The organism is Shewanella loihica PV-4, assembly GCF_000016065.1.
GTDB classification, from domain to species: domain Bacteria; phylum Pseudomonadota; class Gammaproteobacteria; order Enterobacterales; family Shewanellaceae; genus Shewanella; species Shewanella loihica.
In genome coordinates this window covers 3,288,068-3,310,722 of record NC_009092.1, presented here as the reverse complement: position 1 = coordinate 3,310,722, position 22,655 = coordinate 3,288,068, and the positions used below count along the sequence as shown (strand labels likewise).

The window sequence follows — 22,655 nt, the reverse complement described above, 5'->3', positions numbered from 1 at the left end:
CACCAATAAGTACCCAGTGGATCTCTCACCCACAGACATCTGTCGTGGGGCTCTAACTTGCCACAGCCTTCCAAATTAAGAGATCAAAAAAGGTAACTACTATGAAGTCTGAACAGACTCTCGCTGCACCCGCTGTACATGCAAGCTCCCTGCTTGACCGTTATTTCGCAATCACAGCCCGCGGCAGCACGCTGCGCCAAGAGGTGATTGCCGGCTTAACCACCTTCCTCGCCATGGTCTATTCGGTGATCGTGGTACCAAACATGTTGGGCGCCGCCGGTTTCGATCCCGGCGCCGTCTTCGTGGCCACCTGTCTGATTGCCTCCTTCGGCTCCCTGCTGATGGGGCTGTGGGCTAATCTGCCGATGGCGATTGGCTGCGCCATCTCACTGACCGCCTTTACCGCCTTTAGCATGGTGCTGGGCCAGGGGATCTCGATTCCCGTGACCCTGGGGGCCATCTTCCTCATGGGCGTGGTCTTCACCCTGGTGAGTGTCACCGGCGTGCGTCAGTGGGTACTGACCAACCTGCCTAAGGGGATCGCTCATGGTACCGGCATAGGTATCGGCTTGTTCTTGCTGCTGATCGCCACCAATAGCGTGCATCTGATCGTCGCCAACGACGCTGGCCTGCCGGTGAAGCTTGGCGATATCCACAGCCTGCCTGTTATCGCAACAGTGATTGGCCTGGCGGCCACCATAGGCCTAGAGCGCCGCGGCGTACCCGGCGGCATTCTGCTGGTGATCATCGCGCTTTCCGTGTTTGGCCTGGCGTTCGACCCGAGCGTGACCTACCAGGGCTTGTTCGCCCTGCCTGATTTGATGTCTGACAAGTCGCTTATCGGTCAGCTGGATATCATGGGCGCCCTCAACCCTGTGGTGCTGCCTATTGTGCTGGCGCTGGTGATGACGGCGATCTTCGATGCCACGGGCACCATTCGCGCGGTGGCGGGTCAGGCCGAACTGCTGGATGAGAAAGACAATATCGTCGGTGGCGGTAAGGCGCTGACCTCAGATTCCATGAGCAGCATCTTCGCAGGCGCCGTGGGCGGCGCGCCGGCGGCCGTGTATATTGAGTCGGCGGCGGGTACCGCGGCCGGTGGTAAGACGGGCCTGACGGCGACAATCGTTGGCGTGCTCTTCCTGCTGATGGTGTTCCTGGCACCGCTGAGCTATTTGGTACCTGCTTATGCCACGGCGCCGGCGCTCATGTATGTGGGCCTCTTGATGCTGAGCAACGTGACTAAGCTGAACTTCGACGACAAGGTCGATGCCATGGCGGGACTGACTTGCGCCGTATTCATCATCCTCAGCTGTAATATCGTCACCGGTATCATGCTGGGCTTCGTGACCCTAGTGGTTGGCCGTCTGGCCAGCGGTGAGTGGCGCGCCCTGAAACCTGGTGTGTTAGCCATCACTATCGGTCTGGTGGTCTTCTACATGGGCGGCTGGGCGATCTAGAACGTACCGAGTCAGCAGCTTCGAGTTAGCTGCACCTCAAATAACACAAACCCAGGTCATTTGACCTGGGTTTGTCGTTTAAGGCTGTCGTTCGAGGCCGTTAAGCAAGGCTGTTGAGTGACTCATTTTTCAATACTTGTGAGCACTATTCCTGTTGGGGAACCAGCTCATCATGGCAGAAGGCCCGCAGCAGATCTTTCCAGGTGATGATGCCTACTATCTTGCTAAATGCCATCACAGGCAGGCAGCCGATGTCGTGGGCCAGCATGAGTTGCCCGGCGGTCTTGATGTCGGCCTCGGGGGCTATGGTGATGGGATCCCGGCTCATCACCTGATGGGCGCGGCGCTGCAGGGTGTCGCTGTCGCGCTCCGTCTCGCCTATGCTGCCGATATGGGGGCTGAGGGTGCGCAGATAGTCGCGCTCAGATAGCACGCCTTGCAAGCTGTCGTTCTCGATCACCAGCAGATGATGAAAGGGGGCGCTGTCAAAGATCTCTTTGACTATGGTAAGCCTGTCGTCCATCTCTATGGTGACGACCCTGGTGCTCATGATCTCCGATACCCGTGTTGCCATGGCAGACTCCTGAGACTTAGGGGGAGGTTGACTGAGTTTTGTAAGGTTCTCAGTGACTTTGGTGAATGTTCACCCTGTTTCCAGTTATAACAGATAAATGAATGTTCAACAAATGACCATCTAAATTTCACATAAATGTCATGGGTTTGCCCTTTAATGGTTGGGTTTATCTTAGTATCAGGGCAAAAAGATGAAATCCATGCCATTGGCATCCCAGGCCAGCCAATCCGACCCTTTCTATGTCGATTCCGCTCAATTTCAGCTCACCCAAGGCAAGCATAATCAAGGCGAGCTAAGCCAGGAAGATCTAAGCCAGGAAGATCTAAGCCAGGAAGATCTCAGCCAGCACAAGGCGGTGCGTTACTGCCGTGAGCTGATGCGCCGCCCCTCAATCACCCCGGAAGATGCCGGTTGCCAGCAGTGGTTAGGGGAAAGGCTTGTCGCAATGGGTTTCGACGTCAGCCACTATCAGGATAAAGGGGTGAGCAACCTGCTGGCCTCCTTCGATGAGCGCCCGGCGCAGCTGGCGCTGGCCGGGCATACGGATGTGGTGCCGCCCGGGGATCTGAGCCGCTGGCAGACGCCGCCGTTTGCCGCCACCTTAGTGGATGGCATGCTGATTGGCCGCGGCGCGGTGGACATGAAATCTGGCCTGGCGGTGATGCTGGCGGCGGTCGAGGACCATATTGCCTGTTATGGCCTGCCCAAGGCCAACTGGCAGTTTATCGTCACCAGCGACGAAGAGGGCGAGGCGGAACATGGTACCCGCACCCTGGTCGAGCGCCTCAAGGCTCAGTCACGTCTGCCCAAGTACTGTGTGGTGGCCGAGCCGACCGCCGATAAGCAGGCGGGCGATGTGATTAAGATTGGTCGTCGCGGCGCCATCTCGGCGCGGCTAACGCTCAAGGGCAAGCAGGGACACGTGGCCTATCCCAAGAACGCCGTCAACGCCCTGCATATGGCGGCGCGGGTGATGCAGGCATTGGAAGCTCTCATTTGGGATGAAGGTAGCGACGACTTTCCCGGTACCAGCCTGCAGGTGACCCATGTGGATTCGGGGGCGTTTACCGACAACATTGTGCCAGGCAGCTGCGAGATCTGCTTCAACATCCGCTACAGCTATCGTTACAGCGAGGCGGGGATCATGGCGCGGATCCAGGCCTGTCTCGACGGGCTTTCCCTGGGGGAGGATGCCATCAGCCTGCGCTGGGAGCGTGGCTGTCAGCCCTATCATACCCAGGAAAATGATGAGCAGAGCCTGATCGCTCAGGTGGAGGCGGCGATCTTCGAGGTCACCGCCAGCTTTCCGCGCCTCTCCACCTCAGGGGGCACCTCAGACGGACGTTTTTTGTCATCGCCTCAGACTCAGGTGATCGAGCTGGGGCTTCCCAATCGCACCATACATCAGGTCAACGAGCGGGTGGAACTGGCGCAGATAGTGCGTCTCTATCGTATCTATCGCGCCCTGCTAACGCGTTTTCATGACTAGAGATTCATGATTAAATAGTTAAGCTTGGGGGCTTGGACTGATGGTTAATTGAGAGTCCGCCAAAGCTATTGGTAAAACTAACTCACAAGCCTTTGTCGCAAAACAAATTCACAAAAGCTTGTCGCAAAAACCAACCCACAAAAGCTTGCGACAAAAAAGACGCCCTGAGGCGTCTTTTTTATGCTTGAAGATAGCCCTGCTAGTGCAAGAGTTAGAGCTTTTGCTAGCGCTATTTCTATTTCTATTTCAACGGGCAGTCTTCGCCGCCCGTGTTGAGTTCGGGCAGGTGGCAGTCTATGTAACGGGCACGCTTCTTGGCCTTGAGTTTGTGGGTGTCCACCAGTACCAGGCCGTCGATGCAGTCGCCAAACTCGGCGTCTATGCCGAAGTCGAGGAAGCTAACCCCTAAACCGTCGCACAGCTCGCCATACTGTTTGTACAGGGCGGGCACGGCCGCGCCCATGCTGGCCAGCGCCTGCTTGAGCAGCTTAAATTCCGCCTGATAGTCTTCGCCGGGGAAGAGGCTATCTAACTGTTCGTGCTGCTCTGGGGTAAAGCTGTAGCGGCTGTTGGCGTGGGCCAGCTCCTGCACCGGGCAGAAGTGGGTCTGGTAGAAGTAGACCAACATCGCCTTGGCCTGCTCCGGCAGGGCGTCGCTGATGGAGACGGGACCGAACAGGTAACGATACTCTGGATGTTTGGCGAGGAAGGCGCCTATGCCGAACCAGAGGTAATCCAGGCTGCGCTTGCCCCAATACTTAGGCTGCACAAAGCTGCGTCCCAGCTCCAGCCCCTGCTCGAAGTAGGGGGCGAACTCGTCGCGGTACTGAAACAGCGACTGGCTGTAGAGGCCCTTATGCTCATCCTGGTAGAGGCTCTTGGCACTGGCGAAACGGTAGGCGCCGACGATCTCCAGCGCCTTGTGATCCCAGAGCACCAGATGCAGGTAGTCGGCGTCGTACTTGTCTGTGTCGCGGCGCTTGCCGCTGCCTTCGCCCACGGCGCGAAAGGCGATCTCTCTCAGCCTGCCTATCTCACGCATGATGGGATTGCTCTGCTTGTGGCGGTAGAGATAGATGAGTTTCTCGTCATGGGTCTGGCCCAGCAGTTCGCACTGAGACAGCGCCTCGATCAGATCGCTGCGCGACTCAGGGTGGGCGATGGCGTTCTGGGTCTTAAACAGTGGGCTGCGGTTCTTGCCGATACGGTAGAGATGATTCTTCAGCAGCTTCACCTGGGTCTTGAGCGGGAAGTCGCTGCTAGCCACCACCTCCTTGGGGATCAGCTGGCCTATGCGCAGGGGCATGGTGCGCTTGGCCTGCTTGAACATCTCCTTGACAAGCAGCAGGCTGGCCAGGGGCTTGTAGATCATCGAGGCACCGTAGAAGGTGGCCGAGTTCTTGGCATCGGCAAACATGGGCAGCAGCGGCGCCTGACAGGCCTTGGCGATCTTCAGAAAGCCGCTGTGCCAGTGCAGGTCCCTCACGCCGTTGGGGCGCAGGCGTGAGACTTCGCCGGAGGGGAAGATCAGCACGGCGCCTTCGCTCTTGAGGTGTTGGTGGATCTTCTCCAGATGCTGTTTGGGGGTGCCGCCCGTCATGTTACGCACCGGCAGCAGGATGGAGTGCAGCGGCTCCAGGGCCATCAGTAGCTCGTTGGCCACCACCTTGATGTCGGGGCGCACCTTGCTGATCAGCTTGATCATCGCCAGGGCGTCCAGTGAGCCGATAGGGTGGTTGGCATAGATCACCACCCGCCCCTCGCTGGGGATATTCTCCACCTCTGTGCTGGGCATGCTGTAGGTGAAGTTGAAGCTGGCCAGGACCTGCTCGATAAAGTCTACCCCCTCCAGGTAATCGAACTCCTGGGTGATGGCATGGCACTCTTTTTCCATCAGGAAATAGCGCAGCAGCGCCTTGGTGGGGGTCGCCAGCCAGGGGCTCTGATTGAGCTTGGGCAGGTTGTTGGCTACCACATCGTCTACGGTGAAAATCATCTTTTGCATGGGGTCTGCTCGCTGTGTAAGGGATGGTGCCCGTGATGGAGACACCCTATCCATAGCGCCAGAGTAAGAGGGGAGTTTGACTAAGAGATGAACAAATTATTGCAGCCAGATGACGCCTAGCGAACGATCAGGCTGTCGGGCAAATGTATGATGAAGGTGCTGCCGCGCCCCTCCTGGGAGTCTATGCTGATCTCGCCCTTGAGGACCTGAGTGACTATGTTGGAGACGATATTCATCCCCAGGCCGCTGCCGCCCTTGCCGCGCTTGGTGGTGAAGAAGGGCTGGAACACCTGGGCCTGAACCTCCTGGGACATGCCGCAACCATCGTCCTGATAGGTGATGCAGATCCCCTGGTCGGTTCGAGCGACGTCTAGGCTGAGCTTGCCAGATTTGCCGTCGGGGTAGGCGTGGATCACCGAGTTGTTGAACAGGTTACTGACGATCTGGTAGAAGGCCCCCGGGGTGCTCTGGATGATCAGCTTCTCCGGACATTGATAGCTGTACTCATGGGGCGTGCGTGACAGCATGGGGTTGAGGGAGATGAAGATCTCCTCCAGGTAGGCATGCAGGTCGAACTCGCGTACATCTTCGTGGGACTGATCCACAGAGACCTGTTTGAAGCTGGCGATAAGCTTAGAGGCGCGCTCCAGATTGGCCAGGATCAGTCGGCAGCACTCGGCCACTTCATTCTGATACTGCTCGAAATCCTCTTCGGTGATCTCGCCGCGGCGATAGAGCTGGTCGAAGTGTTTGACGCTCTCCTGCAGGTGGGAGGCGGCGGTGACGCTGATCCCTATGGGAGTATTGACCTCGTGAGTGATGCTGGCCACCAGGCCGCCAAGGGCCGCCATCTTCTCCTTGTCCATCAACTCGCCCTGGGTATGTTCCAGCTCATCCAGGGTGTGTTTCAGCTCGTCGTTGCGCTGTTGCAGCTCAAGGGTGCGCTCGTTGACGCGCTGCTCCAGACGCTGATTGAGCTCGCGCAGGGCGTGCTCCGTCTCTTTCTGCTGCTGAATGTTCTTGATGGTCCCCGCGATGCGTACCGCCTTGCCCGCCTCGTCACGCTCTACCACCTGACCACGATTGAGCACCCAGAGCCACTCGCCGTCGGGCGCCAGGCCGCGATAGGTGAGGGAGAACTTATCTATCTGGTCGTTGATGCACTCCTTGGCGACCCGTGACACCTTGGGGATGTCGTCCGGGTGGACACAGGTGGCTATGGTCTTCTTCAGCTCCTGTTCCTGCTCGGGATACTTGAGGAAGGTGTTGGTACGGGTTGCATTGCCATGAACGATATTCCAGTCCCAAAACTCATCGCCGCTGCCCCACAGGGCCAGCTGCAGGCGCTGCTCGCTCTCGGCCACCTCGTGCAGCAGGGCGGCCTGTTGCTGATACTGGGACCACTTGCGATAGAAGATCAGGCTTACCAGCATCAGGGTCAGGGTGAAGTACAAGGTGTAGGCGAAGGGGGACTGCCATGGGGCAGGTTCGAGCATGATCTTGAGGCGCCTGATGGGGCTGTATTGCTGGTTGATATCCTTGGCGCGGATCTCAAACAGATAGTTGCCCGGGTTGAGGCCGGTAAAGTAGGCGACCTGCTCCGGCGAGCCCGCTATCCAGGTGTCGTTGAGCCCGAGCAGGCGGTACTGATAGCTGAGCCGGGTGGCGTTGTGCAGATCCGGGCTGTGGTAGTGCAGCGAGAAGATATCGGCGGTATGGGGCAGCGCCAGCGAAGGGGGCAGTCTTGGCGTGCCCTGGTCCATGTCGGGTAGCCCTTGGGCCTGACCCAGCACAAAGAGATCTGTGATCACCGGTAGGGTCGGCGGCTGACGGCGGGGCAGCTGGGCCGGATTGAAATGGTTAAAGCCGTTGACGCCGCCAAGATAGAGGGTGTTGTTACGCCCAAGCGCCGCGGCGCCGAAGTTGAACTCGTTATCTTGTATGCCGTCGATATCTGTGTAGTTGGTGGTCTTCAGGCTGTCCGGGTCGAGTTGGGTTAGCCCCTTGGTGGTGCCGAGCCAGAGGTGACGGCGCTGGTCGGCAAACAGCAAATAGATGGTGTCGTCGATCAGGCCATCTGCCGTGGTAAGCAGTCGGCTGCTGAAGTCTTGGGTATTGAAGTGCAGTAGCCCCTCGTTGCTGGCGATCCACAGGCTGTGTTTGTCTCCCGCCACTATGGAGAAGAGGTGTTGCTTGGGCAAGGCATGGGGCGTGTGGCTGGCGAAGTGAGTGATCTCGCCATTGGCCGCGAGCCTCAGCAGGCCGTCGCTGGAGGAGGTGAGCCAGTAGTTGCCGTCGCCGTCCTGCAGCATGTCGGTGACCGTCTTGATGGGCAGAGGCACGGCGATAAAGCCTGTGGCTATGCCGGCATATCTGGCGATGCCACCATCGCTGCTGGTGATCCAGGGGGTCCCCTGCCTGTCGAAATAGAGCGAATAGAGCTGATTGCTGGGGAGGCTGTTGGGGCTCTTGGCATCGGCCAGATAGTGAATATAGCTCTGCTTGTCGGCGGTATAGATGAAGAGGCCATCGCCCCGGGTGCCGATCCACAGCTGACCTAGCTCATCCTCCTTGATGAAGCTGATGAAGGCCTGACTCAGGGCGGGGTTTTGCACATGGAAGGGGATGAAGCCCGTCAGCTCGCCCCTGGGATTTTTCAGCCCCCGGTAGACGCCGCTGGCGGTGCCGACCCAGAGGGTGCCCTGGCTGTCCTCCAGCAGGCTGCGAATGTCCACGTTGAGCAGGTTATTGTCGTTGAAGCTAAAACCATGGATATGACCGAAATATTGGGCGTCGAGAAAGGTCTTACTCAGGCCGCCGCCCTTGCTGCCGATCCACAGCTGCTGCTCGTTGTCTATCCACAAGGAGGTGATGACTGGGCTGTTGATGCTGTAGCGGTTCTCGGCGGAGGCGTTGAGCCTGTGGATCTCGTTGCGGCTAGGCTCATATCTGGCCAGTCCCTGGGCGCGAAAGCCTATCCAGAGGCTGCCGAACTTATCCCGCCTGAGGGCTGAGATGGAGAAGGCGGGGCTGGCGGGCACGGCGGCGATCGCCATGGCCTGATCATTGGTGATATCCAGCAGGAACAGGCCGCGGGTCTGGGTGCCGACCCAGAGGGTGTTGCTCTTACCCGCCTCGATGGCGGAGACGCCGCGCAGCACCTCTGGCGCGTATTGGGTGACGCTAATCTCATCTTCTGTCTGCTTGAGGCTGGCGAGACCGTTGAGCGTGCCTATCCAGAGCCTATCCTGCCGGTCGCGATACAGGGTGTTGATGCGCCCGCTGGGCAGTCCCTGGGTCGTGCTGCTGTCCAGGGTCGCCAGCAGCTTGTTGCTGGCGGGGGAGAAGTAGAGCAGGCGATTGTCGGCGGTGGCGATCCATAGGTTACCCTGGGCATCTTCATCGAGATCGACGATATCGTCGGGCAGCGGGCTGTTACTGGCGTTGAAGGGCTCGAAGATGCTGCTGTCGGCATGATAGCGGTTGATCCCTTCGTTGCGGGTGATTAGCCAGAGGGTACTGCGGCTGAAATGCAGCTTCTTGATATATTTGGCCGAGGGGCCGCGATTATCCCCCTGGGTGTCGAAGATCTTGAAACGCTTACCATCGTAGCGGTTGAGCCCGGCCTGGGTGGCGATCCACAGATGTCCCTCCTTGTCGTTGACGATATCTGTGACCGTGTTCATCGACAGCCCCTCCTTGGCGCCGAAGGAATCAAACTGCGGCTGATAGCTGAAGGCTAGGCTGGGCTGGCTCACCAGTAGCAATAGCAGGAGTGAGAGAATGAGTGCTCTCATCTAGGCGCGCCAACTCGTGTGTTTGCAAGTCATAACTTGGCCCTTGTGATCTAGGGGGCGGTTTGGCGCTCAGTTTTTTGGGGATGGGGGGCGAAAAACAGCCGCGTAAATCCCGGCACAATGAGCGCTGCTTGAGTGTTTAAGTTTAGAAGTCTTTGGGGAAATTGCGAGTTGAATGAATAAGATAATGTGCCATTGCGGCCATAAGAAAGGGCAGCCTGAGCTGCCCTTTTTAAGCTAACGCTTCAGCCTTAGAAGATAAGGTGGGCGACACCTGCGATCACCGGCAGGGTGACCAGGGTTCTTAGGATAAAGATGACAAACAGCTCTAGGATATTGACCGGGATCTTGCTGCCAATCAGCAGGGCGCCTACTTCACTCATGTAGATCAGCTGGGTCACCGACATGGCGGCGATGATGAAGCGGGTCATGTCCGACTCGATGGAGCTGGCCAGGATCGACGGGATGAACATGTCGGCAAAGCCCACTACTATGGTCTTAGAAGCTTCGGCGGCTTCCGGCACCTGTAGCAGCTCAAGCAGTGGAATGAATGGCATGCCCAGATAGTTAAAAATAGGCGTGTATTCGGCGATCATCAGGGCGACCGTACCTATGGCCATCACCACAGGGATCACGCCGAAGATCATGTCGATCACGTTCTTCAGACCATCTTTCAGGGTATGACCCACGCTTTCGGCCTTGGCCGCCTTGGTCAGTGCCTGCTCCAAGCCCCAGGCGAAGACGCCCTTACCATGAGGGATCACCTCATCGTCGGGATGACGTGGGGTCTCATCTATGTAGTGATCTTTCTTCCAAGAGAGCGGGGGCAGCTTAGGCACAACGATGGCCGCGACCACACCGGCCAAACAGACGGTCAGATAGAAGGGCACGAACAGGTGCTCGAGCTTAACCTGAGAGATCACCACCAGCGAGAAGGTGATAGAGACTGCCGAGAAGGTGGTGCCGATCACCGCCGCTTCTCTCTGGGTGTAGAAACGGGATTCATATTGCTTACTGGTCTTCAGAATACCGACGCTGCCATCGCCCAGCCAGGAGGCCATACAGTCGATGGCGCTGCGTCCCGGCAGGTTGAACACAGGGCGCATCACCTTGGTCAGCAGGGTGCCGAACAGCTCCAGCAGGCCGAAGTTAAGCAGCAGTGGCAGCAACATGCCGGCAAAGATAAACACGCAAAATAGCACGGGGAGCAGGTCGTTGAGCACCAGTGCGCCCGTATTGCCCGAGTGAATCGCCTCGGGCCCAGTGCCGGTAAAGGTCAGCACGATGAAGATGGCACCCAGCACACGCACCAGGGCCCACATGGGGCTGACGTCGAGCAGGGCACGAAAGAAGGGATAGCGATTGAGTATTGTGGGTTTTGCCGCTTTGCAGATGAGAGTCGCGATAGCGGTGAGCACCACAATGGCGGTGACGATGGCGACAATGCTATCGCCCAATAGATTTTGCAGCCCCTTAGATACGATGGCGATGGGGATCGTGATGGCATCTTGATAGCTAATGGGGGTCATGAAGAGTAACAGTCCGATAATGGAAGGGACTAGAAACGTCAGCACGGTTTTAATGTTATGGGTTTGTTTTTCAGCCACTTTATTTAGCCTTTATTCTTTGCTTCCCAAGCATGGGCAGCCATCTACTCAAAGATCCGTTAATCAATACACTCTGAATATCCATTCATGAGATAAGCGGGGAAGGTTACCCCCTAAGTCCAGTGATGTAAAACGATTATAATGCTTGGTGAACCGTTTCACCGCCGCAGCATAGTTATTAGCACTTTATGACTATTTATATTGTACCTAAATTGCTAAGGTCTAGGCTAGGTAATTATTGGTTAAACTCCTTTGAAAACAAGGTTGTGCATTTGTTGCTTGGGTGTTGCGTGGCGGCGCATCGTTTAGTCTGAGAGATACCCCTTTAGTGGAGGTGAGCTATGATTCTCATGTATGATTTTTGTTGAGTTTTTATTCAGTCCGTGTCAGAAATATGCGCTAGACCTCTGCAAAAAATTCTGATTCCATATATGGTTAACCAATGAGTGTGTTAAACGATAAAGGGCCTATGACTTCAAAAGAGCAGAAACTGTCTAAATTAGCATTTAGGTTTGGCTTGCTTGGACTCGTAGGACATCTTATCGGCTTGGTGGCGGCCAGCTTAGGGTTCAGCGATTACAGCGGCCAAGGCTTTAGCTTCTACAACTTCTCCCTGAGTGAGCTGGGTCAGTATGGCCACTCAGAGCTGGCGGTGGTGTTTAACGGCGGACTCTTCTTCGGCAGTTTGAGCCTGGTGTTATTTGCCCTGTTTGCCCTGCAAAATAGCGACGGCCCCTGGGTGTTGACCAGCTTCTCTGTGTTGGTGGCATCGCTTCTGGCGCTGGCCTGTGTCGGCCTGTTTCCGGTTAACGTCTATCACCTGCATATCTTAGGCATAGAATATTTCTTCTATTTCGCGGCGATGAGCGTGGCGGCGTATCTTGTCTACCTGTTGAGTCGCAGAGACAGGCCCAAGCGCTTTGCCCTGCGCGGTAGCCTGTTGATCTCTGGTCTGACGCTGGGCTTGCTGCTGGCGTTTATCCTGATGGCCCATACCGACGATGGCGTGGTGGCGAGCGGAACCTGGTTTTATCATGATCTCGTGATGGTGGAGCCAAGACCCGAGTTTCGCTGCCCTGTGATCATGGAGTGGGCCGCGCTGTTCAGCTTCATGGGTTGGCTACTCTCGCTGGTGTGGACCCAGCGAGAGACGCGTCGACACGATTAACCTTCCTTGTTATCTAAACCGACGTTTTATCTGCTTTTTTAAATTCCCTAATGAGTCCTGCTTTTTTCATCTAGCTGCCGCTCGCCTAGCTTAGGGCCAGACCCGGCAGCTGATGCCAGTAGCCGTTGCACTGTCTGTCGTGGCTGGCCGATTTGGCCGGCAACTTATCGGCCAAGGCGATGGATGCCAGGGACGAGGGCGAGATACGGAAATAGTCGACCCCCAAGGCCTGCATCTGAGTCTGCTGGTCACAGAGATCCATATAATTGGCCGACTGTGTCTGTATGCCGTTGAGGCGCAGCAGCGGCTGGTCTTCCTGAGTCTGCACCAGTAAGCCCTCGGGATTTTCGATACAGATGGTCTGACACTTATCCTTGGTGAGCCCCTTGTGGCGGGCGGTGAAGCAGCGGGCCGAATGGGCCAGCGGCATGAAGCCATGACCGAACACTTCTACCTCGACCTGGCGCGGGGCGAGATCATCAAGCACCTGGGTGAGCCAGGCCTTGGACAGCTCCAGCGGCATCACGAAACGTTGCATGCCCCAACTGGCAAACTTCTTCAGGGTCGCGGCGTTATAGCTGTTGATGCTGGGCCCACAGACGAAGGGGATCCCATGCTCCTTGGCCAGATAGATGGCGCCGACATCGTTAGCCTCTATGGTGAACTCGCCATTTTCTACCTGCTTCTTGAGTTCAAGGAATTCCGACTGCGCCTCGATAAGCGTCAGGGTGGAGAGCACCACCTCCTTGCCTGCGGCCTTCAGCATCTGGGCTAAAGCGAGATAGTCGCTGAACTTAAGCTCGCGGCGGCGGCTACAGACGGTCTCGCCCAGATAGACCAGGGGCACGCTGCTCTGAGCCACGGCCTCATAAAATTCGACCACCTTCTCTTTGGGCCAGCAATATTGAATCGGTCCTAATGAGGTTTTCATCTTGTTATCCTTTTGTCCTTATTGCTTTGCTGTTATTGCCAGGTGCGCTCATAGGCGCCCAGTGTGGTGACTTGTCCCTCTGAGACCTTGGCCAGGGCCTGATCCCACTGGGCCTGGGTGGTGTAGGCCGCTGGGTCGTTCAGGTAGGTGTCGATCGCCTGACGCCAGACCCGGGTCACCTGCTCCACATAGGCCGGGCTGCGTTGACGCCCCTCAATCTTGAGGGAGACCACGCGAGCCTTGGCGAGCTCCGGCAGCAGGCTAAGGGTGTTGAGACTGGTAGGGGATTCCAGCAGGTGCGAGGCCTCCTGGCTGTCGCTGGTGGTGTAGCGCCCCTTACAGACTACGGGATAACCCATCTGCTCATCCTTGCCCGACTGATCGATCAACACGTCGTTGAGCCGGGTCTGCTGGCTGTCGCCCACATCTTGCCAGCGTACATGCTTGGCCGGCGAGCAGGAGCCGCCTGTATTGGGGGACTGGCCCGTCACATAGGAGGAGAGGTGGCAGCGCCCCTCGGCCATGATGCAGAGGCTACCGAAGGCGAACACCTCGAGATCCACGGGGGTCACCTTGGAGAGGTCTCTGACCTGTTTCATCGACAGCACCCGCGGCAGAACCACACGGTCGATGTTGAACTCCTGCTTGTAGAGGCTGAGTGCCCCCAGGTTAGTGGCGCTGGCCTGCACCGACAGGTGCAGCGGCAGGTGAGGGTAACGGCTGTGGGCATAGTCCAGCAGAGAGAGGTCGGCCATGATCAGCGCATCGACCCCTGTGTCGGCGGCCAGGTCGATCGCCTGGTACCAGCGTTGTTCTTCCCCCGGTTTGGGGAAGGTATTGATGGTCAGAAAAATCTTCTTACCCGCCTGCTGGGTGAGCTTGGCCGCCTGGGCTAATTTTTCCGGCGTAAAGTTCAGCCCGGCGAAGGAGCGGGCGTTGGTATCGTTTTTCAACCCAAGGTAGACGGCGTCGGCACCGGCGTTTAAGGCGACCTTGAGGGAGGCGAGGTTACCCGCCGGACAAAGAAGTTCCATGTGCTGTTCTCCCTTAAAAAGTGTGAAGTGTAAAAGGGAATGGCTGAACAATTCTTGATGTAAAACAGGTTTGTGATCATAAAATCTGGTTAAAATTGATTTCCTTATCACTCTCGACAGCGGTTGTCGGGAACCTCACTAAACATTGATCGAAGTCACGATTTCGGTCCTCCAATTTGGTAGGAGAACGTCAGTCATGCAGCGAAGTGTGTTGGCAAACATGGCCAAACATCTATTGCAATATGGGCCTAAAGTCATAGCTAAACCATTAAACTTAGTGCCTTTTTCAATTAAGGCTCAGCTTATCGAGCGTATTTTAAATCTGCTGATGGCGGCGCAGATCAAAGATGGCGAGCTGGATTTTTTGCAGGCTCGCTGGGTGAAGATTAGCGTGACCGATCTCGAGTTAAGCTTCGAGGTTAGCTTCGATGAGCGCCTCATCGTCCGTGAAGGCGGCGAGGCCGAGGTGAGCTTTAGCGGCTGTAGTCAGGCGCTGCTTCTGATCGCCGCCGGTAAGGAAGACCCAGATACCCTGTTTTTCCAGCGTCGTCTGGCGATTGAGGGAGATACAGAGTTGGGGCTAGAGGTAAAAAATCTGCTGCTCAGCATAGAGTTTGACACCATGCCGGTATTTATGCGCCAGAGCATCACTCAGGCCGCCGCCATGCTGACCCAACTGCAGCGCCAAGCGAACATGCCTTGGGCCTAAAATAGTCCATTGAACTAACTCATGATGAGGCATCAACAAGCGAAGCTAAGGCTTCGCTTTTTGTTTATTTATTTGGAGACTGTTAACTCTTGTTGGTCACTTAATCGATCGGCTTACCGGTGATCAGGTGATACTTGACCAGGAGTTCATCCTGGGACTCCACATGGGCAGGGTCCGGGTCGATACAGTCGATCGGACAGACGGAGACGCAGGTAGGCTTGTCGTAGTGGCCGACGCATTCGGTGCACAGGTTAGGATCTATCTCATAGATCTCTTCCCCCATGGTGATCGCCTGGTTGGGACACTCAGGTTCACACATGTCACAGTTGATACAGCTATCGTCGATCAGTAATGCCATCTAGTTGTCTTGCCTTCTATAAAACTTGTAAGTGCCCTGGTGACGTGATCCCCATTAGGCTAACTTGCCATGTGAGCCAGTGGTGGGCGGGCATTATAGCATAAGCCCTACATTCGCCTAGTCATCGAGGATTGCAAAATCAATTATAGGAAAATGCTAAGGTGAGGGTGAAATTCGACCGGCTCCAATGGAGCCAATCGATAGGTTATATGTATTTATGCCTGGAGCTGGCTTAGAAGCTATAGGTGACGGCAAAGCCTGCGAAGTTAAAGCGGGCGTCGTTATAATATTCGTCGGTGTCCGAGGTCTGCTCTAGCTGACCGTAGAAGAGTGAGGCTGCCCAGCGCTCGTTGATCTGGTAGGTGACATCGCCCCAGAAGGCGCTGGAGTCAAAATCGGAGAGACCGGTAATGCGATAGCCCAGGCTGGCTTTTACTGCCGGGGTAAAGCGATAACCCAGCTCCGCAGCGGCGGCGGGGACGATGAAGAAGTCGTTAAACTCCCCAAGGTTTCCGCCCTCTAGGTCATCGAGGCGGATCCATTGATCGATCAGGCTGATACCGGCGCCGACATTCACTATCCAGTCGCTCTTTGGCATCAGGTTAAACATATAGTCGGCGGAGAGGTTCCAGCTGCGATAGGCGGCGATAACCTCGCTACCGGCGGCGTAGCGCTTGCCGTTAAAGCCGATATCCTGGTTGAGTATGCTGGTGTCTCTGGCCTCCAAGGGGGTGAACCTGAAGGAGAGATATTGCTGCTTGCCCGTCCCCCAGTTGACCAGTGCCGAGGCGTAGGTGTTGGGCTCACTCTCTTTGCTGAAGCCGTTAAGGTCGAAGCCGGTTTCCTGCTTGTCGCGAATATAGTTGGTGTCGGTATCGAAGCCGCCGATCATCAGGGTGTAGCTGTTATTGAGCGGTTTGTCTTGCTGGCCCCAATCATGGCTTTTTTCGCGCTCGGCCCGAGGGCCCTTGTTACCCGCTAGCCCTGGGGTGTAGCTCAGCGCTAGGCCAATATGATCTTCCCCCAGGCTTGGGGCGATCACCAGATCTGTCTGGGCATAGGGGTCGGTAAAATAGAGGCTGGTCATCACGGCGATGGAGCCGCCGGCAAGCACATCGTCCATGTAGTGGCGGTTGGCCCAGATACGACTGCCGCCCACGAAGGCCGCCGCCGCATAGGCCGGGATGCCGTATGCGTTACCGTATCTGTGATGAATAAAGGCGGCGCCGGAGAAGGCCGCCGAGGTATGCCCAGAGGGGAAGGAGTTGGACTCTGTGCCGTCGGGTCTCAGGCGCTCGACGCCAAACTTCAGGGTATGTGTGATGGCCGCCGTTGCCGCAACGCCCTTGGTGACCTGCCAGGCGCCTTCGGTATCGCCTATCCAGAGGGCGCCGATTAGGCCCGCGGCGGGCAGGGCGATCTGCACCACATCCCCCACTTCAGAAATCGTACCGGACTGGCCTTCGAGGATCTCACTCTTGCCGTAGGCAGTCGGCGACGCCAGGCTAGCGGCCACTAGGGTAGGGAGTAGATATGTTACGGAAGCGCGGGGAGTCATCATTTTTATGCCTTGTATTTCATCAAGATAACTATGCGTTTCAGTGTAACAGCTAATGGCGGGCTTGCTACCAAGTTGTAGAAAAAATGTGAAGATGTAGCGAGTCTCAAGTATGAGACCTGGATGTGGAACTTAGGCGTGGGACTTGAATGTTGGAATCAGCTGTAGGACTTGGGTGTGGAGTGTGTGCGAGGCATGGTTATGTCTAGGGTTAGAGTCAGATATAGGGAGGCGTTCGCGGAGCAGACGCTTGCCGAGTCTGGCACTCGGCCATAGTCGCTTAAGTTAAGTCGCTCAAGGTAAGTCACTAAAGTTAAGTTACTTAAGTTAAGTCGATCAGGGTAAGTCATTTAAGTTAAGTCACTTAGAATAAGTCGCTTAGTCAGAACGAGAGTAAGTCGTTGAGCTAGGTGTTGAGCTAGCTGTCGAGTTAGGCTTATTTTCTGGGGGTAAAAAAACAGCCCGAGGGTCTCGGGCTGTTTAGAGGCTGTGTTTAAGTCGCTCGAGGTGAATCTTAAGGGTGTGGCTGACGTGTGCTCTGCTCGCCCGTCAGGTTGCGCATCAGGATGGCACGCTCGACCTCGACTTCGGCCGGTACCGGCAGATAGACGAAGTGACCCGAACCTAGTCCCGCCTCGACGCTCTCGCCCTTGCGGTTTTCCAGGTGTTCTATGGTCAGGTTGATGTTGCCCTGGGGCGTCATCAGTTCGACGCTGTCGCCGACGGAGAACTTGTTCTTCACGTCGATCTCGGCCATCCCCTTGGCGTTGCGCTTGCCGGTAAACTCGCCGACAAACTGCTGGGTATCGCTGATAGAGTAGCCGTAGTCATAGTTCTGGTACTCGTCGTGCACGTGACGACGCAGGAAGCCCTCGGTGTAACCACGGTGCGCCAGCCCTTCGAGCTGATACATGAGCGCAGGGTTAAACTCGCGCCCGGCTGCGGCATCTTCGATCGCCTGGCGATAGAGCTGTGCGGTACGGGCCACATAGTAGAAGGACTTGGTACGGCCTTCGATTTTCAGCGAATCTACACCCATCTTGGTCAGACGCTCGACGTGCTGGATGGCGCGTAGATCCTTGGAGTTCATGATATAGGTGCCATGCTCATCTTCGAAGGCTGGCATATATTCGCCCGGACGTCCCGCCTCTTGTAGCAAGACGACCTCGCTGCTTGGCGCGCCTTCGCCTAGGGTAGGGTTGTGCATCTGCACCTCGGGGTTAACCGCCACTATGTCGCCGGTCTCTGTCTGCACCGCCTCGTGGGCGTCGTACTTCCAGCGGCAGGCGTTGGTGCAGGTACCCTGGTTAGGGTCACGCTTGTTGATATAGCCAGAGAGCAGGCAGCGGCCTGAATAAGCCATACACAGGGCGCCGTGTACGAAGACCTCAAGCTCTATGTCTGGGCAGCGTTGACGTATCTCTTCGATCTCATCCAGCGACAGCTCGCGAGAGAGGATCACACGCTTGATCCCTTGTTGCTGCCAGAACTTGACCGAGGCCCAGTTGATGGCATTGGCCTGAACAGACAAATGCACCGTCTGATCCGGGAAGGCTTCGCGCACCATCATGATAAGACCGGGGTCTGACATGATCAGCGCATCGGGCTGCATGGCCACCACAGGCTCCATATCCTTGATATAGGTCTTGAGCTTAGTGTTGTGGGGGGCAATGTTGCTCACCACATAGAGTTTCTTACCCAGGCTGTGGGCCTCTTGGATACCCGTCGCGAGGTTTTCCATCTTGAAATCGTTGTTTCTGACACGCAGGCTATATCTCGGTTGGCCAGCGTAAACCGCATCGGCGCCATATGCGAAGGCATAACGCATATTTTTTAGGGTCCCGGCAGGAGACAGCAGCTCAGGTTTAAACATCATTTCTCTCAATTAACAGGTATCGAACAAACTTGGGGCGGGCATTTTACTCAATGGGGCAAGGCTTATGCAAATTAGAAGTTGTTTATTTTATCGACAGCCGTCAATGACTGACGATAAAAGCGGGCAAACAGGAGAAATTTAAGCCAATTAATAACCTATAATCTTAAACTTAGCTAAAATTACACAAATTCTTAACTGGATGGACGATTTTTACCATCACGGTTAGCAAGAGTGCTGATATACTCTCTGGCAACATCAATATGGGCATAGTTTTTTTAAGGAGTTTGCATGTCTAGCGAGCATCAACTACTGGTTGGGTTATTGAAAAAGTTAAAGGCAGATGCTTTGGTCTTGCCGACTTTGCCCGAGGTAGCAATGCGCGTTCAGGAGGTGGTTTCCCGCCCCGACTCCAGCCCTAAGCAGGTGGCCGAAATTATCGGTCAGGATGCCGCCATCTCGGCCCGTATGATCAAGGTGGCCAACAGCGCCATGTATAGCCGCGGCATCAAGGCGGAAAACATCAATGCTGCGGTGACCCGCATCGGCCTGACGCAGATCAAGGCGATCGCCACCTCAGTGGCCATGGAGCAGCTGTTCATCTCCACCAACGAGATGGTGTGGGAGGTGATGGACGAGGTGTGGCGTGCCTCTATCGAGGTGACCTCGGCGGCCTGCGCCCTGCTACTCAAGTATTCCAAGACCCACAAGGGCTGTGGACTCAACTACGACACCCTGACCCTGGCGAGCCTGGTGCACAATATCGGCGCCTTGCCGGTACTGACCGAGGCCGAGGCCAATCCTCATCTGTTTACCAGCATAGAGCAACTCAGGGCGCTGGTGAGGAAGATGCAGGGGCCGCTAGGTCGCGCCGTGCTGAAGAGTTGGGACTTCTCGCCCGAGGTAACAGAGGTGGTCGAGCGCTGGGCGGATCTGCCCTATCTGCCAGAGCAGGTGACCTATCTGGATTTCGTGCGCGCGGCCGCCTTCTATACCGGCGAACTGCGCGCCGGTCACGATCTGGAGGAGCGTTTGGACGTGTTCCTTCAACGCGGATTGCCCGTGAGCCCGGAATATCTGGGATCGGATGAATTTCTCGATAACTACCATTCGATTAAATTAAGTTATGAATAGATAAGAGTAGGTCGGCAGAGTGTGCCGATCCGTCTTGTCGTTTCTTTATTTATCAAAATATTAGGGATTGTGTGACGGCAACTGAGCTGATTTGGTTAATAGTCTATCTGATAGCAATCGGCATCGCTGGTATCATCTACTGGTACTGGCATAGGCGCACTGAGCTTAAGTTTCTTAAGCGTCTGGTGACCCAGTTAAGTCAGCAACATAAGGTGCGCCAGCCCCTGAATATTGCCACCATTCCCTACCGTTTTATCCCCCTCTATGTGCAGCTGCAACACCTGCTGAAACAACTTCCGCCCCCAAAGGGTCGCGACAAGCTGACCGGGCTGCTCAATCGCGTCGGCCTCAAGGCTAAGTTGACCTGCAAGATGCCTCTCACCCATGGGATGTTTGTGCTTATCGATATTCACCGCTTTCGCTATGTGAATGATCTCTTTGGTTTCTCCCTGGGGGATAAGCTGCTGCAGGCCTTGGCGGAGCGCTTGGAGCGACGAATCGGCGATAAGGACATGCTGGCGCGGATGAATGAAGATGAGTTTCTGATCTACTTTAATACCCCCATGAGCGAGGCGGAGCTTATGGTGTTTCAGCAGGGACTGGCGCAGCCCATCAGCATCAAGGGAACCGTGATCAATTTGCAGTTGCAACTTGGCTATCTTGAGCTGTCATTGCACCACGCCGATGTTAGCCAGATGCTGCGCCGCCTGGATCTGGCATTGGTGCGGGCCAAGTCGGCCAGCAACTATATCGCCGCCTATCAGGAAGGGGACGATCGAAGTCAGCACAGGCAGTTGACCATAGTCAGCTGTTTCCCCAAGGCGCTGGAGCAAAACGAGCTCTATCTGGTGTTTCAGCCCAAATATAACCTTGCCACAGGCAACTGCACCCACGCCGAGGCCCTGATCCGCTGGGACAGCTCTGTGCTTGGGCCTGTCTCGCCGGGTGAGTTTATCCCGCTTTTAGAGTGCGCCGGGATGATCAGCCTGCTCAGCCAGTGGGTGATCGATCAGGTGTTGTTGCAGCAGGTGCGTTGGCAGGAGAGTGATATTCGCCTGGAGCTGGCGATCAACCTGGCGATTGACGATCTGAGCGAGAAGCAGCTGAGTGAGCGGATCATCACCCGCCTGAAGCAACATGGCCTCAGTGCTCAGGTGCTGTCTATCGAGATCACCGAGAGCCAGCTGATGACAGACATGGTGCGCACCGTGGCCGTGCTCAATCGCCTCAAGCGCGCCGGCGTCAAGGTGGCCATAGACGATTTTGGTACCGGTCACTCCTCGCTAGCCTATCTCAAACACCTGCCGGTGGACGAAGTTAAGATAGACAGAGCTTTCCTGACCGGGCTGGAGTCGGATCCTCGGGCGCAGCATATCGTTCGCAGCGCCGTCGACCTGGCCAAGGGACTAGACTTTTCGGTGACCGTCGAGGGTGTCGAGCAGATGCCGGTATTTAAGCTGCTTCAGCAGATGGGGGTCGATAAGGTGCAGGGGGATATTTACGCCAAACCGATGCGGGCGCCAGAGCTTGAGATGCACTGGCGCAAGTTAAATCGGCCGCTCCTCTAGGATTTAAGAGCTAAAAGGCTTTATTACAGGCTGATGGCTTGGTCGAAGTGACGGCCGAGCTCCTCGATGAGGGGCGGCGTCATGGGGCAGAGCTGTCTCGCCTTGTTCATGCATACCATCTCGATATGGGCGGTCACCGCCGGCTTGGTGCCCTTGGGGCGCCAGATCTCCTGCTGCCATACGGTGCGATACTTACTCTCGAAATAGAAGCGGGTACGCACATCCACCACGTCGGCAAATTCAACCCCTTCATGGCAGAGCATGTCGCTGCGATAGACGGCAAAACCCAGGCCGTGCTGCTGCCAGAGGGCTGCCAGTCGCTCGGCGCCGATCACATGCTCACGGGCACGCTCGAAATATTTCAAGAAGTTAGGGTGGTACACCACGCCGGAAAAGTCGGTATCTTCGTAGTAGATCTGCACCGGAAAATGAAAGGTAGGGCTGAACTTATCGTCTGGCTTCATCTGGAGTCTGGGCTAAATTAGAGAGGCGACAGCATAGCATACTCTCGGTCTGTCATGGCACGACTTGTTGGCGAGTGGTGTGTTAACTATTTGCTGGCGATCGCCTGTAGGCTGTTCATTATGCTCTGATAGCTGCCGTCTTGCTTAAGGGCCTTGAGGCCGAGATCTAGCTTGTCGGCAAATAGCTGGGCGTTGGGACGCTGCTTGGAGAAGGCCACATAGAGGTCGCCGGTATGATTGTGCACGCTGCGGCTAATCACCTTGCCGACCCCCATCTGACCAAGATACTGATTGGCTACCTCGTCGTACATGATGGCGGCATCGATGCGGTTGAGCAGCAACAGGTTGATCAGCTGATTGTGATTGTCCACCTCGACTAGTCTGAGCTGTTTAAGCTGTGACAGCTCATCGCCATATTCATAGCCCTTGATGATGCCGACAAGTAACCCCTGGGGCAGGTGCCATTTGTCCTCTGCCTGCAGCGGATGGGCATTATTCTGATAGAAGGAGGCCGAGGTGGTGAACAGGGGGATCTGGCCGAAGACAAACTCCTCCTGGGTCTTGCGCTCTTTGTGCAGATTAAAGACACCATCTACTATGCCTTGCTTAGTCATCACCACGCCACGGGCGTAGGAGACCACCAGACTGTCGACATCGACATTGACCCGGGAAAACGCCTGCTTGACCAGACGATGGGAGAGCCCCTTGCCATAGGGATCGGCAAAAGGCGCCCAGTTATCTTCGGCGGCTAGCTTGACCTTGAGCGGCGCCGACGGGCTGTCGGCCGAGGCCATATTCAGCTCCTGGCCGGTGGCGGTGAGGCTAAAAAGCGCCAGCATGAGTGTCAGGCCAGAGATGAGGTGATTGATTTGCCGAGATAAGCTGGGGTGCAACATCAGATTCCTTGCAGCGGTCGCGTCCTTATG

The 22,655-nt window shown here is 56.1% G+C and carries 17 protein-coding genes; 6 read left to right on the top strand and 11 right to left on the bottom strand.

From position 1 onward, the window contains the following. The first annotated feature begins 101 nt into the window (after window positions 1–101). Window positions 102–1,460 (top strand): NCS2 family permease, encoded by a 1,359-nt coding sequence (locus SHEW_RS14430; RefSeq protein WP_011866592.1) that lies wholly within the window; start codon window positions 102–104, stop codon window positions 1,458–1,460. Window positions 1,461–1,605: 145 nt separating this feature from the next. Here the strand turns inward: SHEW_RS14430 and SHEW_RS14425 are convergent, their stop codons facing one another. Next, entirely contained in the window at window positions 1,606–2,034 is a 429-nt protein-coding gene (locus SHEW_RS14425; RefSeq protein WP_011866591.1) for a CBS domain-containing protein, read from the bottom strand. A gap of 199 nt (window positions 2,035–2,233) precedes the next feature. Between SHEW_RS14425 and dapE the strand changes: the two genes are divergently transcribed. Then, the gene (gene dapE / locus SHEW_RS14420; RefSeq protein ID WP_049766533.1) at window positions 2,234–3,523 is read left to right on the top strand and encodes a succinyl-diaminopimelate desuccinylase; all 1,290 of its coding nucleotides are present in this window, start codon (window positions 2,234–2,236) and stop codon (window positions 3,521–3,523) included. Window positions 3,524–3,764: 241 nt separating this feature from the next. Here dapE and olsF read toward each other — a convergent pair whose 3' ends face one another. The 3 genes from olsF to SHEW_RS14405 all read right to left on the bottom strand — a co-directional run bounded on the left by olsF (window position 3,765) and on the right by SHEW_RS14405 (window position 10,932). After that, the gene (gene olsF / locus SHEW_RS14415) at window positions 3,765–5,519 is read right to left on the bottom strand and encodes a bifunctional ornithine lipid synthase OlsF (RefSeq protein ID WP_150100053.1); all 1,755 of its coding nucleotides are present in this window, start codon (window positions 5,517–5,519) and stop codon (window positions 3,765–3,767) included. A 125-nt stretch (window positions 5,520–5,644) separates the two neighbouring features. Beyond that, the gene (locus SHEW_RS14410) at window positions 5,645–9,325 is read right to left on the bottom strand and encodes a sensor histidine kinase (protein ID WP_011866588.1); all 3,681 of its coding nucleotides are present in this window, start codon (window positions 9,323–9,325) and stop codon (window positions 5,645–5,647) included. A gap of 251 nt (window positions 9,326–9,576) precedes the next feature. Then, window positions 9,577–10,932 (bottom strand): YjiH family protein, encoded by a 1,356-nt coding sequence (locus SHEW_RS14405; protein WP_011866587.1) that lies wholly within the window; start codon window positions 10,930–10,932, stop codon window positions 9,577–9,579. Window positions 10,933–11,449: 517 nt separating this feature from the next. Here SHEW_RS14405 and SHEW_RS14400 point away from each other — a divergent pair. Beyond that, complete coding sequence (locus SHEW_RS14400; RefSeq protein WP_223294722.1) at window positions 11,450–12,100, top strand: hypothetical protein; 651 nt, start codon at window positions 11,450–11,452, stop codon at window positions 12,098–12,100. Between the two features lie 85 nt (window positions 12,101–12,185). Here the strand turns inward: SHEW_RS14400 and SHEW_RS14395 are convergent, their stop codons facing one another. Both SHEW_RS14395 and ubiU read right to left on the bottom strand, forming a co-directional pair. Next, window positions 12,186–13,031: a U32 family peptidase gene (locus SHEW_RS14395; protein WP_011866585.1), complete on the bottom strand. Its 846-nt coding sequence runs from the start codon at window positions 13,029–13,031 to the stop codon at window positions 12,186–12,188. Window positions 13,032–13,063: 32 nt separating this feature from the next. Next, entirely contained in the window at window positions 13,064–14,065 is a 1,002-nt protein-coding gene (gene ubiU, locus SHEW_RS14390; RefSeq protein ID WP_011866584.1) for a ubiquinone anaerobic biosynthesis protein UbiU, read from the bottom strand. Window positions 14,066–14,261: 196 nt separating this feature from the next. On the opposite strand from ubiU, the gene ubiT reads away from it, so the two are divergent. Then, window positions 14,262–14,774, top strand: a complete 513-nt coding sequence (gene ubiT / locus SHEW_RS14385; RefSeq protein ID WP_011866583.1) for a ubiquinone anaerobic biosynthesis accessory factor UbiT — start codon at window positions 14,262–14,264, stop codon at window positions 14,772–14,774. Window positions 14,775–14,874: 100 nt separating this feature from the next. On the opposite strand, the gene SHEW_RS14380 is transcribed toward ubiT, so the two are convergent. The 3 genes from SHEW_RS14380 to trhP form a co-directional block, all read right to left on the bottom strand. Then, window positions 14,875–15,132 carry a YfhL family 4Fe-4S dicluster ferredoxin gene (locus SHEW_RS14380; protein WP_011866582.1) on the bottom strand — a complete coding sequence of 86 codons (258 nt, stop codon included), beginning with the start codon at window positions 15,130–15,132 and terminating at the stop codon, window positions 14,875–14,877. 232 nt (window positions 15,133–15,364) lie between these two features. Beyond that, a complete protein-coding gene (locus tag SHEW_RS14375) occupies window positions 15,365–16,693 on the bottom strand; it encodes a phosphatase PAP2 family protein (RefSeq protein ID WP_011866581.1) in 1,329 nt (442 codons plus the stop codon). Window positions 16,694–17,204: 511 nt separating this feature from the next. Further along, window positions 17,205–18,563 carry a prephenate-dependent tRNA uridine(34) hydroxylase TrhP gene (gene trhP / locus SHEW_RS14370; protein WP_041406682.1) on the bottom strand — a complete coding sequence of 453 codons (1,359 nt, stop codon included), beginning with the start codon at window positions 18,561–18,563 and terminating at the stop codon, window positions 17,205–17,207. A gap of 291 nt (window positions 18,564–18,854) precedes the next feature. Here trhP and SHEW_RS14365 point away from each other — a divergent pair, with 291 nt between their 5' ends. Then, window positions 18,855–19,697 (top strand): HDOD domain-containing protein, encoded by an 843-nt coding sequence (locus SHEW_RS14365; RefSeq protein WP_011866579.1) that lies wholly within the window; start codon window positions 18,855–18,857, stop codon window positions 19,695–19,697. A gap of 71 nt (window positions 19,698–19,768) precedes the next feature. Beyond that, window positions 19,769–21,265, top strand: coding sequence for a putative bifunctional diguanylate cyclase/phosphodiesterase (locus tag SHEW_RS14360; RefSeq protein ID WP_011866578.1), 1,497 nt, complete (start codon window positions 19,769–19,771; stop codon window positions 21,263–21,265). A gap of 23 nt (window positions 21,266–21,288) precedes the next feature. On the opposite strand, the gene SHEW_RS14355 is transcribed toward SHEW_RS14360, so the two are convergent. Together SHEW_RS14355 and SHEW_RS14350 are read right to left on the bottom strand one after the other, a co-directional pair. After that, window positions 21,289–21,729: a thioesterase family protein gene (locus tag SHEW_RS14355; protein ID WP_011866577.1), complete on the bottom strand. Its 441-nt coding sequence runs from the start codon at window positions 21,727–21,729 to the stop codon at window positions 21,289–21,291. 86 nt (window positions 21,730–21,815) lie between these two features. Next, a complete protein-coding gene (locus SHEW_RS14350; RefSeq protein WP_011866576.1) occupies window positions 21,816–22,625 on the bottom strand; it encodes a substrate-binding periplasmic protein in 810 nt (269 codons plus the stop codon). Window positions 22,626–22,655: the final 30 nt, after the last annotated feature.